The sequence below is a fragment of the Neisseria mucosa genome (assembly GCF_003044445.1).
Lineage (GTDB): Bacteria > Pseudomonadota > Gammaproteobacteria > Burkholderiales > Neisseriaceae > Neisseria > Neisseria mucosa_A.
The window spans coordinates 72,371-86,786 of record NZ_POWX01000009.1; the positions used below are offsets into that span (position 1 = coordinate 72,371).

Below are 14,416 nucleotides of genomic sequence, written 5' to 3' on the forward strand. Positions count from 1 at the left end.
GCTGAAAGATGACGGATTTTAGCATACAAAGGTCGTCTGAAACGCTTTCGGAGGATGAATCCTGCCTGCGGTATGCCTTCTGTTATCGAATCAAATCCCAAGCAAATTTGCCTATGGTCAGACACAGCAACACCATAAATCCGTAACGTAGAAACTTGGTTCCGCCGCGTATCGCCAATTTTGCGCCGACCACGCTGCCGCATAAATTCGCCAGCGCAAGCGGAATTGCCCACGCCCAAACAACATGCCCTTGCGGGATAAAAAACGTCAACGCGGCAAGGTAGGTGGTGGAATTGATGACTTTGGCGGATGCGTTCGCCGTCAGGAAATCATAACCGTAAAAACGGACGAACACGAAGACCAGCAGGCTGCCTGAGCCGGGCCCGAAGATGCCGTCGTAAAAACCGATGAGCGCGCCGAACAGCAAGCCCCATAAGGTTTCGCGGCGCGTCAATTTTTCGGTGCGCACCGCCTGCCCCAAGTCTTTTTTCAGAAAAGTATAAAGGCACATGACCACCATGATGACCAACATCGCCGGTTTCATGTAGTGCACGGGCAGATACGCCACGGCATTCGCGCCCAGATAGGAAGCGGCAAACGCCAGCACGGCGGCGGGCAGCAGCACTTTCCAAGGCACGGGGATTTTGCGCAGGTATTGCCCCGTTGCGGTCAGCGTGCCGAAGTAGGAAGCGAATTTGTCGGTGCCAATCACCGAAGCCACGGGCGTGGAAGTGGGCAGCAGGTTGAACAGCCCCGGGACTTGCAGCAGCCCGCCGCCGCCAACCGCCGCGTCCATCAGTCCGGCACAAAATCCGGTGAGCAGTAAGAGGTAGAAAAAGGAATCTACGGGCATGATGATTCAGGCTTTATTGGAAATTTCTTATCAGGGAAAAGGTCGTCTGAAAACAGTTTTGCACATGAAAGTCCATGTTTTTAAAATGTTCAGACGACCTTTTTCAACCCCGCTTTTTTATTTCTTCTTCAAATAAACGCCACTTTCGATATGGTGCGTAAACGGGAACTGATCAAACAAGGCGGCGCGTTCGACAGTGTGCGTTTGGCAAAGGGTGTCGAGGTTCGCGCGCAGTGTTTCGGGATTGCAGGAAATATAGATAATGTTGTCAAACTGGGAAACCAGCTTCAACGTTTCATCATCGACGCCGGCGCGGGGCGGATCGACAAAAATGGTGGAAAAACCATAATCTTTCAGCGAAACGCCCTGCTCTTGCAGGCGGCGGAATTTGCGGCTTTGAGTATAGGCTTCGGTAAACTCTTCGGCGGAGAGACGGGCGATTTTGATGTTGTCCCGTTGGTTAGCCTTGATGTTCCATTGCGCGGCGTAAACGGAAGTTTTGGACACTTCGGTCGCCAAAACCTGACGGAAATGCTGCGAGAGCGGCAGGGTGAAATTGCCGTTGCCGCAGTAAAGTTCGAGCAAATCGCCGCTGAGATTTTGTGCGACATCACACGCCCATCCGAGCATTTTTTCGCACACGCGGGCATTGGGCTGGGTAAAGCTGCCCTCGACTTGGCGGTAGCGGAAGGTTTTGCCGTTTACGTTCAGCTCTTCGGTTATATAGTCTTGAGTCAAAACGATTTTCTGCCCCCTACTCCGACCGATGATATGGATGCCCAATTCACGCGCCAAGGTTTCGGCGGCACGCTGCCACGCTTCGTCCAGTTTTTTGTGGTAAATCATGGTAACGAGCATCTCGCCGCTTAGCGCAGACAGAAATTCTACGGCGTACCAGCGGTTTTTGAGTTCGGGATTTTGCGTGGCGGCTTCGATGAGTTTGGGCATCAAGGTATTGATAGACTCCGAAGCGGCGGGAAATTGGTCGCAACGTATCAGACTTGCGCCGCTTGCTTTCTGTCCGCGCTCGAACATGGCGTAAAACATTTCGCCACCTTCGTGCCAAATGCGAAATTCGGCGCGCATACGGTAATGCTGTTCGGGGGATTCGAAAACTTGAATTTCAGGAAAATCCAAACCTTGGAAAAGCTGTTGCAAGTATTGGATTTTTTGGTCGAGCTGTTGCGTATAAGCGGTCATTGGAGAAATGTCTCATGAAAAAATGCCGTAATGTCGGTTTGGTCGGCAGGTTGGCGTAAAGATGTTTGACAACACCGAAAATGCTGACAAAGGTCGTCTGAAAACCTACCCACGCTCGTTTTCAGACGACCTTTTATTGGCGTTTGATTACTCGCCTTCGTATTTGCGTTCCAAACGCTCCACGCACGCGCTTAAGTGTTTGCGCATGATTTTGACGACGCGGTTGCGTTTGCCGTTGACCAGCAGGTCGAGGATTTCGCGGTGTTCAGAATGGGTATGGGGATTGATGGCGCGTTTTTCATTACGCTGCGCATCGAAGACGGCGACGATGAGCGAAGAACGGGCGCACAGTGTGTTCATGATATCGAACAAGACATTATTGTCGATCAGGCGCGCCAGTTCGACGTGAAAGGCGTTGGACAGGCGGTTCCAACCCACGCGATCGCCGCTGTCGGACGCCTGTTCTTCACGCTCGATCATGGCGTAAAGCGGCTGGAGGCGGGTTTCCAAATCGGGCATATCGGACAGAAGGTTCAGAATCATGCTTTCCATTTCGATACGCGCGTTGAACACGTCCTGCATTTCCTTCAAATCAGGCACATGGACGAACGCGCCGCGATTGGGCTGCAAATCGACGATTTTGTCGTGCGCCAACAGGGACAGCGCGCCGCGCACGGTATTGCGCGAGCAGACCATCTGGCGGCAAAGCTCGGATTCGGTCAGTTTTTTGCCGGGCAGTAAAACATGATCGGTGATACCGTCCAAAATCAGGGCGTAAACGCGAAACAGCTCCGAATCGTGCCTGCCTGCCGGCATCATGGAAGAAGGGGTGGGCGCATGGAGGGTTTCGTTATCGGTATTCATTATTTAAGCTCTCCTCATGGTCTGGCGTGGCATATTGTTTGAAATGACTGGAAATTTCCGACGGTGTTGAGCCGCCATGCATCGCTTTTTGCTTGATTCTATTTCAATATGTCACGAAACCTGATTAAGATATAATTAAAAATTGTTGACAATCCCTAACTAAGCTTGCACAATATGTCGAAAGGCCAAGTTATAAAGGCTGATAGAGAGAGAATCCACAATAAGCAAGCAGATATATTCATGGTGTAGCGTGAATATATCTGCTTTTTTGTCGGGCGGTCTTTATTCACGCTTTAACAGTATTCCGCCTCTAAACGCTTTTCAGACGACCCCTGAAAGATACGGGAGGTCGTCTGAAAAATTACTCTGCTTCGACGGTTTCAAAACTGTGGGTGATTTTCGCCGCCTTGCCCAGCATAATCGAGGCGGAACAATATTTCTCGGCGGACATCTGCACGGCGCGTTCGATGGCGGATTCGGTCAGATTGTGTCCGATGACTTTAAAATGGATGTGGATTTCGGTGAACACGCGCGGGGCATCGTCGGCGCGCTTCGCGGTAACCGTCGCTTGGCAGTCAACCACTTTCTGACGCTGTTTCTCGGCAATCATCACAACATCGATGCTGGAACAGCCCGCCACACCCAAAAGCAGCATTTCCATCGGGCTGGGACCGCGTTTCGCCTGCCCTTCCGCCGCCGCGCCTTCCATGACGACGCTGTGTCCGTTTTCGGTCGTGCCGACAAAGCACATTCCGTCTATCCATTTTGATGTAACTTGCATGATTGCCTTTCTGTCGGGAAATGCCTGAAAAGCAGGCGTATTTTCATATTGTAAACAATTTCTACGGATAAATACAGGCGCAGAGTTGGAAAAGGTCGTCTGAAACTGAACTGCACCCCAAAAGTTGGACATCCCCCTCCAACTCACAAGGTGCAGTTTTTTTATGAGCAAATATACATTACACTTCAAATACCAAGCCGTACTCCACTACCTGCATATACGCAGCCAACAGCGTACCGCAGATCATTACGGCATCTCCCGAACCCACCTGCGACGATGGATACGCGCCTATCAAGAAGGCGGCATCGGCGCACTCGAACATCCCCAATCCAAAACCATGACCGACCACCGCAAAAACCCCTTCATCGCCGACAAACCCGACCACGAAAAAACACAGGCAGAGCTTATCGAAGAGTTGTGCTATATGCGCGCAAAGGTTGCCTACCTAAAGGAGTTAAAAGCCCTCAGCCAAAAGCGGACCGAAAAGGACAAAGCCAAACCGTCCAAACACTGAGGGCGCAACACCCGCTCAAATACCTGCTGCACATCGCAAACCTGCCCAAAAGCAGCTTTTACTACCACCGCCAAGACCGACCCGACCCCGACGAAGCCGACAAAGCCCTTATCGCCGAAATCTACGAACGGCATAAAGGACGCTACGGGCAAAGGCGCATTGCCGCAGCATTGGGTTGGAACCGCAAAAAAGCAGCGCGGTTGATGAAGCAGATGGAACTGAAAGCCCTCATACGGGCGAAAAAAGCCTACCGCCATCCCGCCATGGGCGAAATATCGGAACACCTCCTCAAACGCCCGTTCACAGCCCGAAAGCCCAACGAGAAATGGCTGACAGACGTGACCGAACTCAAAGGAAAGGACGGCAAACTGTACCTCTCGCCGATATTGGACTTGTTCAACCGCGAAATCGTCGCCTACGCCATGAGCCGCAATGCTAACAGCGAAATGGTAAAGGAAATGCTCGAAAAAGCCGCACCCCGGCTGACTGATAAAGGAACGATGCTTCATTCGGACCAAGGTGTGCTGTACCGTACGGCGGAATATAGGAAATTGATTGCAAAACATTCCATGGTTCAAAGCATGTCGCGAAAGGCGAATTGTTGGGACAATGCACCGATGGAAAGCTTCTTTGCCGTGCTGAAGACGGAGTGTTTCTATCGTGCAGGGGAATTGACGGTGGATGAATTGATGAAACAGATAGATGATTATATGGATTACTACAACCGCGAGCGTTGCAGTTTGAAATTGAAAAAGCTGAGTCCTGTCGCATACAGAACCCAGCTTGCACAGAGCGCCTGAATAGGCTTTTATGAGTGTCCAAGATTTGGGGGCCAGTTCAAACAAGCATTGCAAGTTTTCAGACGACCTTTTTCATGGTCAAGCAATCAGTTCTTCATCGACTGCACCGGCGCGGGAATCCTGCCACCGCGGTTGACGAACACTTCGCACGAACCTTCTTTGACCGGCATTACAGGCGCGTAGCCCAACAGGCCGCCGAACTCGACGCTGTCGCCGACGGTTTTGCCCGTTACCGGAATGATGCGCACTGCAGTGGTTTTGCTGTTGATCATGCCGATGGCGGCTTCATCGGCGATGATGCCGGAAATCGTGTGCGCGGGCGTGTCGCCGGGAACGGCAATCATGTCCAGCCCGACCGAGCAGACGGCGGTCATCGCTTCGAGTTTGTCCAGCGTCAGCACGCCTGCTTCGGCGGCGGCAATCATGCCTTCGTCTTCGGAAACGGGGATAAACGCGCCGCTCAAACCGCCGACCGCGCTGGAAGCCATCATGCCGCCTTTTTTCACAGCATCGTTCAGCAATGCCAAAGCAGCCGTCGTGCCGTGCGTACCGCAGACGCTCAAGCCCATTTCTTCAAGGATGCGCGCCACCGAGTCGCCGACGGCGGGGGTCGGCGCCAGTGACAAATCGAGAATACCGAACGGAATGCCCAGTATTTTCGAGGCTTCGCGGCCGATGAGTTCGCCCACGCGGGTGATTTTGAAGGCGGTTTTCTTCACGACTTCGGCGACTTCGGTCAGGCTGACCGCGTCCGAATTTTCCAGCGCGGCTTTGACCACGCCCGGCCCTGACACGCCGACATTGATAACGGCGTCCGCTTCGCCCGATCCGTGAAACGCGCCCGCCATAAACGGATTGTCTTCCACCGCGTTGCAGAATACGACGATTTTGGCGCAGCCGAAACCTTCGGGCGTGATTTCAGCCGTGCGTTTGATGGTTTCGCCCGCCAGTCTGACCGCGTCCATATTGATGCCCGCGCGCGTGCTGCCGATATTGATGGAGCTGCACACGATGTCAGTGGTCTTCATCGCTTCGGGAATGGAGCGGATTAACACCTCGTCTGAAGGCGACATGCCTTTTTGCACCAGCGCGGAAAAGCCGCCGATAAAGGACACGCCGATGGCTTTGGCTGCCTTGTCCAAAGTCTGCGCCACGCTGACGTAAGAATCGGCTTTGGTCGCCGCCGCGATTTGGGCAATCGGCGTGACGGAAATACGCTGATTCACAATCGGCACGCCGTATTTGGCAGACAGGTGTTTCGCCGTAGCGACCAAATCTTTACCGACGGTGGTGATTTTGTTGTAAATGTTTTGGTTCAGTACATCGATGTCGGTGCTGATACAGTCGTGCAAATCAATGCCTATGGTAATGGTGCGGACGTCGAAATGCTGGTCGGCAACCATTTTGACGGTTTCTAAAATTTCGCCGGATTGGATACTCATCACATTCCTCCGACTTAAATGCGGTGCATAGCTTGGAAGATTTCTTCGTTTTGCATGCGGATATCAAGCGCGAGTTTTTTGCTCTTTTCCGCAAACAAATCCAGCATTTCCTGCCGTGATTTGGGGCATTTTGAGGTATCCACCAAGATAATCATGGTGAAGAAATCGTCCATCAGCTGCTGGCTGATATTGAGGATGTTGATTTGGTTTTCTGCGAGAATGCGGGAAACGTCGTACACGATACCGACGCGGTCTTTGCCGATGACGGTGATGACTGAATTATTCATAAGTCAGGGTCCTTGTAGGGGTCGTCTGAAAAATTGATTTGGGAAATTATAGCACCGCTTTAGAATAATATGACTTGGATTGTTGACAATTTTGTATTACTCGAACCTGATATTCCGTCTGCCGTCATTCCCGCGCAGGCGGGAATCCAGATTTATCCATGCAGAAATCGTCAAAGAAAAAAGTTTCCTAAATTTTATGTTCTGGATTCTCGCCTGCGCGGGAATGACGGCAGCTCTTAAAATATTTGGATTTTCAAAAAGCCTTATGAAGAAGGTCGTCTGAAAACTATGTAACGGAACCGTTAACTTTGTTTTCAGACGACCTTCAGTTCAAAACGCCGCTTAAATTACTCCGAATAGGTAAACTTCGCGCGTTTGACGTTGCAAAAGATTTCATACGGAATCATACCGGCAGCTTCGGCGACTTCGTTGATATTAACAACGTCGCCCCACAATTCGACTTCCGCGCCCAAACCTTCTTTGGAAGCATCGAGTTCGACAGTAATCATATCCATAGACACCCTGCCTATGATGCGGCTGCGTTTGCCTTCGACAGCAACGGGCGAATTGGTCGAGGCGCGGCGCGGATAGCCGTCGGCGTAGCCGCAGGCAATCAAACCGACGCGGGTAGATTTGCTGGTATAAAACGTCGCGCCGTAGCCGATAGGGGAATGAGGTTGCAGGACGCGTTCGCCGAATACGCGGGAAGTCAGGCGCATGACGGGTTTCAGGCGTTCGTCCACGCCGCCGAACGGAGAGATGCCGTAAAGCGCCAGTCCGGCACGTCCCCAGTCACGGCGCGCTTCAGGGACGTTCAGGATGGCGGCGGAGTTGGCAAGACTTTCTTCGCCTTCCAAACCTTCACACGCCAAATCAAAGGCTTCGAGCTGCATTTCGGTCATGCCATTTTCGGGTTCGTCGGCACAGGCGAAATGGCTGAATTTGACAATGCTGTCAACGTGTTTGCATTGCTTCAGGGCGGTGTAGGCAGAAGTATAGTTATGCGGAAAGAAGCCGGCGCGGTGCATGCCGGAGTCCATTTTGAGCCAGACTTTAACGGGATTCTGCCAATGATGGGCGATTAAGGCTTCGAGCTGCCATTGGCTGCCAATGCCCGGCCACAAATTGTATTTATCAACGGTGGCATATTCCGACGCTTCAAACACGCCTTCGAGCAATACGATGGGATTGGTAATGCCGTTCTCGCGCAATTCGACGGCTTCGTCCACGGTGGCGACGGCGAACCCGTCGGCAAGGTCGGACAATGCGTGGGCGCACCGTACCGCGCCGTGTCCGTAAGCGTCCGCTTTAATAACGGCAAGCATTTTGCCACCGTGAATCTGTTTCAGGGTTTGGTAATTGTGGCGCAGATTGTCCAAGCGGATTCGGGCATTTAATGGACGCATGATTTGTTCTTTCCGTTAATGAAGGTCGTCTGAAAATGGATATTCATGTTTTCAGACGACCTTTCAGTATTTTTAACGACTACATTATAGGCTTAAAGAGAGGGTTTTTAAATATCGTAATGAAATGAAGAAAATTGGAATATAGCCCGTCTGTTCAAACATATTCTGCCGATTTGTATTTAAATTTCAAAAATCAGCCTACCCCCTTCTCAAAGCACTTATAAAATGAAAGAAAAATAAACCCTGCTGATTTGCCGAATCAGGCCGCCTGTAACGCAATATTGTGATGAATCAAACTTCCTGACCGATAATCCCGCGATTGCTTGTCAGTCGGTAGATTTTAAAACATAATACTTACGCGCCTAAGTATTGGAATTTTACTACAAATACATGATTCGTAGGCCGTACGCAGCGTAGCAGTTCCAGCCAATCAACTCAAAGCAAGGAAGGCCTAAAATGAAAGTAACCAGTTTCGGCGAAGTGTTGTGGGACGATTTTCCAAGCGGCAAAGTGTTGGGCGGTGCGCCGCTAAACGTTTTGGTCCGTTTGCAATCCTTCGGAGTCGATACCGCCATCATCAGCCGTCGTGGCGATGATGCCGACGGCGAAGAGCTGCTGCGCCAAATCCAAGCGAAAAACGTCAATACCGACCTGCTGCAAGTGTGCAAAGAATGTGATACCAGCCTGGTCAAAGTAACTTTAGACAAATGCGGCAGCGCGTCATACGAAATCGTGTATCCTTGCGCATGGGACCGCATCGTCGTCGAAGATGCCGCCTTGCAGCGTGTCGCCGAATCCGATGCCTTCGTGTTCGGCAGCCTTGCCACACGCGACGAAATCTCCCGCTCGGCATTAGACAAATTGATGGAAAAAGCCAAATTCAAAATCTTTGACGTCAACCTGCGCAAACCCCACTACGACACCGACCGCCTACTCGCCACCATGAAGCGTGCGGATATGCTCAAACTCAATGACGACGAATTGTATGAATTATCTGCAGCTTACGGCTCGCCATACCACAGCATCGAACAAAACATCGCCTACCTGACCCAGCTGACCGGCGCAAAAATCATCTGCGTTACCTTGGGCGGACACGGCGCGGTTTTATACAAAGACGGCGAACTCTACCGCCACTGCGGCTTCCGCATCAAAGTTGCCGATACAGTCGGCTCCGGCGACAGCTTCTTGGCAGGACTGACTTACAAACTGCTCAACAATGCCGAGCCGCAAGAAGCCATTACCTTCGCCTGCGCACTCGGCGCCCTAGTCGCCTCCAGACACGGCGCAACGCCCGACATTTCCTTACAGGAAATCGAAAGCTTCATGAATCCGGCTTGATTTTTGCAATCAAAGGATGTCATAACAAAAGGTCGTCTGAAAACGGATTTTCTGTTTTCAGACGACCTTTTGTTATCCCTCAATCCCGATACGCCCAATGATTGACCGGACCGTGTCCCGCGCCGATGTTTAACGGATTGCGAATCGCCTCGGTAATGTACTTTTTGGCAGTTTGTACGGCTTCTAACGTCTCAAAACCTTTTGCCAGCTCGGCGGCGATACAGGCGGAGAACGTGCAGCCCGTGCCGTGCGTATGCGCCGTCGGGAAGCGGCGGTCGGTAAATTCAAACACCTCATCCGGCGTAAACAACCAGTCGGTACAGTATTCGCTGCGGCTGTCGCCCAAATGCCCGCCTTTAATCACTACGTTTTTCACGCCGCAATCTTGCAGGATTTTGGCGGCGCGTTCCGCATCTTGGCGGTTTTCAATGCGTACACCCGTCAAGGCTTCCGCTTCGGGCAGGTTGGGCGTCAGAATGTCCGTATCGGGCAGCAGCAGGCGCTTCATCGCTTCGACGGCGGAATCCTGCAACAGCGGCGCGCCGCCTTTGGCAATCATGACAGGATCAAGTACACGCTTGCCGAAACGGCATTTTTTCAAATTTTCGGCTACGCATTCAATCACTTCCGCCGTACCCAGCATCCCGATTTTATAGGCGCGGATTTCAAAATCGGCACGGACGGTTTCGATTTGCGCGGCAATGATATCGGTCGGAACCAGATGCACCGCCGATACGCCGAGCGTATTTTGCGCGGTCACGGCGGTCAGCACGCTGGTGCCGAATACGCCGCGCATCTGAAACGTCTTCAAATCCGCCTGTATCCCCGCACCGCCGCCGGAGTCCGAGCCTGCGATGGTCAGCGTTTGGACGAATGTTTCTTCCATTTGGTTTCTCCTATTGCTTGGTTGGACGATTTAGGAAGAGGTTTGAAGGTCGTCTGAAAACCCATCATGCTTGTTTTCAGACGACATTTTATTGTTATAGCGAAATATTTACAGCTGTATTTTAGTTGGTTTATTCCGGTTTGAAATGGGGGATTTTAGGGATATGTTTTTACAATTTTCATGGACTCAGCCCAAAATCACCATCCCGACTTTTTATAGTGGATTAACTTTAAACCAGTACGGCGTTGCCTCGCCTTGCCGTACTATCTGTACTGTCTGCAGCTTCGTCGCCTTGTCCTGATTTAAATTTAATCCACTATACTATTCCAACAAAGAGGCCGTCTGAAACCTGCTTTTCAGACAACCTAACTCTAAAAAAAACATTATCCGTCAATAATTTCCAATTCAACCAAAGCCCTGTACACGCCATCTTCATCTACACTCGGCGCAATAAATTTCGCCGCGGCCTTCGCCGCCTCCTCACCATTTCCCATGGCCACGCCGAAGCCGACGGATGAGAGCATTTCCAAATCATTAAAGCTGTCACCGAAAGCCATAACATCTTCCATGCCTATGCCCAACTTTTCTACTGCATGTGCAATGCCTCTTGCTTTTGAACCTTCGCGGCGCAACATGTCCAGCGCAGACTCGTGCCAACGCACGGATTTGAAGCCTTCGGATTGTATTTTTCCGATAATTTCCTGCTCTTGGGCTTTATCTGCAAACACCAGCATCTGATAAACCGATTGTTTGCGGAAATATTCTTTATCCACTTCAAAAGCAGGCAGGATGTGCGACAAGGCTTCTTTTACCCTTTCGCCGGCAGCCGATGCAACAATTTCATCATTATTTACAAAAGCATAATCAATATACTGACTGTCAAAAAATGTGCACATCCGCTCCACTTCAGCTTCAATCATCGGATAAGCCTGCAACACCTCTCCGTGAAACGTCGTGTATTGCCCGTTAATCGTAACCAGCATATCAATGCCGCTGTCGCGTATCAGGGTTTTCACCTTACCCGGGATGGCCACAGGCGGTCTCCCAGTCGCAATCGCCGTCAAAATACCCCGCGCTTTCAATGCCTCCATCGCTTTAGCAACAGACGGGCGCAGCGTATCGGTATATTTTCGGTATAACGTGTCATCAATATCGAAAAAAATAATTTTTGGCGTATTCATTATCAGGCATACAATCGGTTTCAGACGATCTATATTGTAACGTGCAATGACGGGAACAATGCACAATTTCTACATGCAATGATGTAAACAAGCTGTGTATAAATCCGACTTCATATTGATTCCCAAGAGAAAAACAAACCTGATTAAAAAATAAGCAGGTTATCAGAAATCGTCTGAAACCTGCTTATTCCATTTTCGCCATTATTACATTAAGCAATAATTTTGACACTTTCCCGCTCCCGCCTGAATTTCATTTTCAGCAACGCGGGCAGACTGTCATCAAAGTACCAGCCGCCGTCCGGCATAGCAATCGCCCCACCGGCACAACGCAAAGTGATGCTTTTCCCGGATAAGCCGTCCGTTTCCGTAATCTCCACCTCATGCGCTCTCCCCCAGTCTGCAACGGGCAACAAATGCGCCAATTCGCGGATACGTCCGTTTTGCGCTTCTATCCCATCCTCGGTACGGCAGGCACCGTCACATTGCCCGAGTGCCTGTACAGGACACGGCACACCTTTTCCATTTGCAACAGGCAGGATATTCAAGGCATCAGGACAAAGTCTGTTTTCCAGCGCCCAAGTATTAAGCGCGCGTTTGGCGGCTTTTTTATGGATGAACAACCCATACGGGCGGACAGCACGACTGCCATTATCCAAAGGCACAATTCTTGCCTGCAATACACCGTGTTCGTCGGGAGAAAAACGAACCGTAGAAAATGCAGTAGGCTTGGAAACGGCTCGTTCAGATGGGCGGATACCATATTCCCTCATTACCTGCGCCTTCAGCCATACCGAATGCAGGCTGCCCAACGCAGGAATAAAACGCACGGAAGCCGCAGCCTTCAAATAAAGCGGAACTTTTTTACCATGCAGCATTTCTGCCGTTTCGCTATACGCCTTCTCCAATGCAACTACCGCCTGCGCTTTGCCGAATGCGTCAAACCAGACCAACACACCTTCGCTGTCCGGCAACGCATAAAGCTGCGCCGCCAAAGCATCCGTTACCCAATTCGGCAGCATTTTCGGATTCATCAAAGATCGGCAGTAATTATCCCAATCTTCTGTATTCTTTTCGCACAAGCTGTGTTCCAAATAATCGCTCAAAGCCAAGACATCGGTCATCGCGCGATGACGGTTTTCCACTGAGATTGCGTTCCGTTCGATAATGCTGTCCAAATTGTGTTTGTAAAACTCGGGATAAAGGCGTCGCGACAACTGGACGGTACACAAAGCAGGCGCAGCAAAATCAATTCCGGCACGGCGAAACTCATGGCGCAGGAAGGTATAGTCGAAACGGCTGTTATGCGCCACCACCACGGCTCCCCGTAAAAGCGGCAACAACTGTAAAGCAATTTCCGCAAACAACGGAGCCGTTCTCACCATCTCATTGCTGATACCCGTCAGTTGCGCGACAAATTCAGGAATCGGCTTACACGGATTCACCAACCACTCATGACGGCATACGCTTTGCCCGTCGAAACGCAATAAAGCAACTTCCGTTACCCTGTCTTGATACAGATTCCCGCCGGTAGTTTCCAAATCCACCACAACCACAGGCCTCCCGAAACGGGCAAACGCCTTCTGCAACAACGGCCAGCGAGAAACGCTCTCCATTTTATTTTCCTGTAAATTCAACCAATAGCCGCGCATTTTACACTTTCCCTGTTTATTTTCCAACAACACCCTTGACAGAATTCCAGCCACTCCCTATAATTTTAATCTTTGTTACAGCGCACCCGTAGCTCAGTTGGATAGAGTATCTGGCTACGAACCAGAGGGTCGGGCGTTCGAATCGCTCCGGGTGCGCCAAAAAATTTATTTATCCGCGCCCATCGTCTAGCGGTTAGGACATCGCCCTTTCACGGCGGTAACCGGGGTTCGATTCCCCGTGGGCGTGCCAGTTTTGATTAAAGCCTTGCTGTTTTAGCAAGGCTTTAGTTTTTGAACCATCTTAAATAACCGCCATCTTGAATACCTAGGCAGGCAGCAACTGACTTGTTTCTTTCTACGTTACCATACAAAACTTTTCAATATTATTTCTTGCCCCTATTCCAATCAAAAGGTCGTCTGAAAATCATTTTCAGACGACCTTTCCTTATTTATTGAAATAAAACATCAAGCCTGTTTATTCCAACGTTCGATGGATTCTTTAATTACTTTTTTTGCTTCTTCCACATCACCCCAAGATTCAACTTTGGTTGTACCTGCTTTTTTCAGGTCTTTGTAGTGGTTGAAGTGAAATTCGATTTGCTTGATCAGCTGCTGCGGCAAATCGGCAAGGGTTTTGTAGGCGTTGCCGTTGTTGCGGTCGTCAGCGGGAACGCAGACGATTTTGTCATCCACTTCGCCATCATCGACAAACTTCATCACACCGATGACGCGCGCTTCCAAGAAGATGCCTGTCGCCAAAGGCTGTTCGGTAACCAGCAATACGTCCAATTCGTCACCGTCCTCGTCCAAGGTTTGCGGGATGAAGCCGTAGTTGGTCGGCTTGGCGAAAATTGCAGGTTCGACGCGGTCAAGTTGGAATGCGCCGAGGCGGCGGTTCCATTCGATTTTGTGGTTGCTGCCGGCGGGAATTTCATTGACGACGTTGATGATGCCGCCGTCCACATCGCCCGGAGTCAGGATTTTATTGAAGTCTGCCATTTTATTTCCTTTATTTGACGGAAGTTTGAACGGCGGAAGTATAGCAAACAAAAGACTCTCTGAAAATGCGGAAAAAGGTCGTCTGAAAACTGAACTGGCCCCCAAATCTTGGACACTCATAAAAGCCTATTCAGGCGCTCTGTGCAAGCTGGGTTCTGTATGCGACAGGACTCAGCTTTTTCAATTTCAAACTGCAACGCTCGCGGTTGTAGTAAT

15 protein-coding genes and 2 tRNA genes are annotated in these 14,416 nt (G+C 50.6%); 6 read left to right on the forward strand and 11 right to left on the reverse strand.

The features are described 5' to 3' along the window. Window positions 1–82 precede the first annotated feature (82 nt). From DBY90_RS06880 to DBY90_RS06895, 4 genes are all read right to left on the reverse strand, one after another. Window positions 83–853, reverse strand: a complete 771-nt coding sequence (locus tag DBY90_RS06880; RefSeq protein WP_070491738.1) for a sulfite exporter TauE/SafE family protein — start codon at window positions 851–853, stop codon at window positions 83–85. A 117-nt stretch (window positions 854–970) separates the two neighbouring features. Beyond that, window positions 971–2,053, reverse strand: a complete 1,083-nt coding sequence (gene trmA, locus DBY90_RS06885; protein ID WP_107986884.1) for a tRNA (uridine(54)-C5)-methyltransferase TrmA — start codon at window positions 2,051–2,053, stop codon at window positions 971–973. A 147-nt stretch (window positions 2,054–2,200) separates the two neighbouring features. Further along, window positions 2,201–2,917: a GntR family transcriptional regulator gene (locus DBY90_RS06890; protein WP_070491742.1), complete on the reverse strand. Its 717-nt coding sequence runs from the start codon at window positions 2,915–2,917 to the stop codon at window positions 2,201–2,203. 361 nt (window positions 2,918–3,278) lie between these two features. Next, on the reverse strand, window positions 3,279–3,698 hold the full coding sequence (locus DBY90_RS06895; protein WP_003741038.1) for an OsmC family protein: 420 nt from the start codon (window positions 3,696–3,698) through the stop codon (window positions 3,279–3,281). Window positions 3,699–3,861: 163 nt separating this feature from the next. On the opposite strand from DBY90_RS06895, the gene DBY90_RS06900 reads away from it, so the two are divergent. Together DBY90_RS06900 and DBY90_RS06905 are read left to right on the forward strand one after the other, a co-directional pair. After that, a complete protein-coding gene (locus tag DBY90_RS06900) occupies window positions 3,862–4,212 on the forward strand; it encodes a helix-turn-helix domain-containing protein (protein ID WP_003745332.1) in 351 nt (116 codons plus the stop codon). After that, window positions 4,116–5,012 carry an IS3 family transposase gene (locus DBY90_RS06905; protein WP_107986886.1) on the forward strand — a complete coding sequence of 299 codons (897 nt, stop codon included), beginning with the start codon at window positions 4,116–4,118 and terminating at the stop codon, window positions 5,010–5,012. Before DBY90_RS06900 ends, DBY90_RS06905 begins: the two co-directional genes overlap by 97 nt. An 86-nt stretch (window positions 5,013–5,098) precedes the next feature. Here the strand turns inward: DBY90_RS06905 and DBY90_RS06910 are convergent, their stop codons facing one another. From DBY90_RS06910 to alr, 3 genes are all read right to left on the reverse strand, one after another. Then, the gene (locus DBY90_RS06910) at window positions 5,099–6,454 is read right to left on the reverse strand and encodes a PFL family protein (RefSeq protein ID WP_009174020.1); all 1,356 of its coding nucleotides are present in this window, start codon (window positions 6,452–6,454) and stop codon (window positions 5,099–5,101) included. Window positions 6,455–6,468: 14 nt separating this feature from the next. Next, on the reverse strand, window positions 6,469–6,741 hold the full coding sequence (locus DBY90_RS06915) for an ACT domain-containing protein (protein WP_070492333.1): 273 nt from the start codon (window positions 6,739–6,741) through the stop codon (window positions 6,469–6,471). Between the two features lie 347 nt (window positions 6,742–7,088). Continuing rightward, a complete protein-coding gene (gene alr / locus DBY90_RS06920; protein ID WP_070492331.1) occupies window positions 7,089–8,147 on the reverse strand; it encodes an alanine racemase in 1,059 nt (352 codons plus the stop codon). A gap of 456 nt (window positions 8,148–8,603) precedes the next feature. On the opposite strand from alr, the gene DBY90_RS06925 reads away from it, so the two are divergent. Beyond that, entirely contained in the window at window positions 8,604–9,485 is an 882-nt protein-coding gene (locus DBY90_RS06925) for a carbohydrate kinase family protein (RefSeq protein ID WP_070492330.1), read from the forward strand. A 79-nt stretch (window positions 9,486–9,564) separates the two neighbouring features. Here DBY90_RS06925 and thiD read toward each other — a convergent pair whose 3' ends face one another. The 3 genes from thiD to DBY90_RS06945 all read right to left on the reverse strand — a co-directional run bounded on the left by thiD (window position 9,565) and on the right by DBY90_RS06945 (window position 13,165). Further along, the gene (gene thiD / locus DBY90_RS06930; protein ID WP_070492324.1) at window positions 9,565–10,371 is read right to left on the reverse strand and encodes a bifunctional hydroxymethylpyrimidine kinase/phosphomethylpyrimidine kinase; all 807 of its coding nucleotides are present in this window, start codon (window positions 10,369–10,371) and stop codon (window positions 9,565–9,567) included. A gap of 383 nt (window positions 10,372–10,754) precedes the next feature. Continuing rightward, a complete protein-coding gene (locus DBY90_RS06940; RefSeq protein ID WP_070492896.1) occupies window positions 10,755–11,552 on the reverse strand; it encodes a Cof-type HAD-IIB family hydrolase in 798 nt (265 codons plus the stop codon). Window positions 11,553–11,761: 209 nt separating this feature from the next. Further along, window positions 11,762–13,165: a 3'-5' exonuclease family protein gene (locus tag DBY90_RS06945; RefSeq protein WP_070492894.1), complete on the reverse strand. Its 1,404-nt coding sequence runs from the start codon at window positions 13,163–13,165 to the stop codon at window positions 11,762–11,764. A gap of 118 nt (window positions 13,166–13,283) precedes the next feature. Here DBY90_RS06945 and DBY90_RS06950 point away from each other — a divergent pair. After that, window positions 13,284–13,360, forward strand: a tRNA-Arg gene (locus DBY90_RS06950). 16 nt (window positions 13,361–13,376) lie between these two features. Beyond that, a tRNA-Glu gene (locus tag DBY90_RS06955) sits at window positions 13,377–13,451 on the forward strand. A gap of 215 nt (window positions 13,452–13,666) precedes the next feature. Here the strand turns inward: DBY90_RS06955 and DBY90_RS06960 are convergent. Next, on the reverse strand, window positions 13,667–14,200 hold the full coding sequence (locus DBY90_RS06960; protein ID WP_003741020.1) for an inorganic diphosphatase: 534 nt from the start codon (window positions 14,198–14,200) through the stop codon (window positions 13,667–13,669). Between DBY90_RS06960 and DBY90_RS13720 the strand changes: the two genes are divergently transcribed. Beyond that, window positions 14,187–14,416 (forward strand): hypothetical protein (locus DBY90_RS13720; RefSeq protein WP_234405111.1); only part of this gene is annotated, 230 nt, incomplete at its 3' end. The genes DBY90_RS06960 and DBY90_RS13720 overlap by 14 nt on opposite strands.

Excerpts from the sequence above, each read along its gene's own strand:
- DBY90_RS06945 (WP_070492894.1), bottom strand. The coding sequence starts at position 13,165 with ATGGAGAGCGTTTCTCGCTGGCCGTTGTTGCAGAAGGCGTTTGCCCGT.
- DBY90_RS06940 (WP_070492896.1), bottom strand. The coding sequence starts at position 11,552 with ATGAATACGCCAAAAATTATTTTTTTCGATATTGATGACACGTTATAC.
- alr (WP_070492331.1), bottom strand. The coding sequence starts at position 8,147 with ATGCGTCCATTAAATGCCCGAATCCGCTTGGACAATCTGCGCCACAAT.
- thiD (WP_070492324.1), bottom strand. The coding sequence starts at position 10,371 with ATGGAAGAAACATTCGTCCAAACGCTGACCATCGCAGGCTCGGACTCC.
- DBY90_RS06890 (WP_070491742.1), bottom strand. The coding sequence starts at position 2,917 with ATGAATACCGATAACGAAACCCTCCATGCGCCCACCCCTTCTTCCATG.
- DBY90_RS06925 (WP_070492330.1), top strand. The coding sequence starts at position 8,604 with ATGAAAGTAACCAGTTTCGGCGAAGTGTTGTGGGACGATTTTCCAAGC.
- DBY90_RS06915 (WP_070492333.1), bottom strand. The coding sequence starts at position 6,741 with ATGAATAATTCAGTCATCACCGTCATCGGCAAAGACCGCGTCGGTATC.
- DBY90_RS06960 (WP_003741020.1), bottom strand. The coding sequence starts at position 14,200 with ATGGCAGACTTCAATAAAATCCTGACTCCGGGCGATGTGGACGGCGGC.
- DBY90_RS06880 (WP_070491738.1), bottom strand. The coding sequence starts at position 853 with ATGCCCGTAGATTCCTTTTTCTACCTCTTACTGCTCACCGGATTTTGT.
- DBY90_RS06895 (WP_003741038.1), bottom strand. The coding sequence starts at position 3,698 with ATGCAAGTTACATCAAAATGGATAGACGGAATGTGCTTTGTCGGCACG.
- DBY90_RS06900 (WP_003745332.1), top strand. The coding sequence starts at position 3,862 with ATGAGCAAATATACATTACACTTCAAATACCAAGCCGTACTCCACTAC.
- trmA (WP_107986884.1), bottom strand. The coding sequence starts at position 2,053 with ATGACCGCTTATACGCAACAGCTCGACCAAAAAATCCAATACTTGCAA.
- DBY90_RS06910 (WP_009174020.1), bottom strand. The coding sequence starts at position 6,454 with ATGAGTATCCAATCCGGCGAAATTTTAGAAACCGTCAAAATGGTTGCC.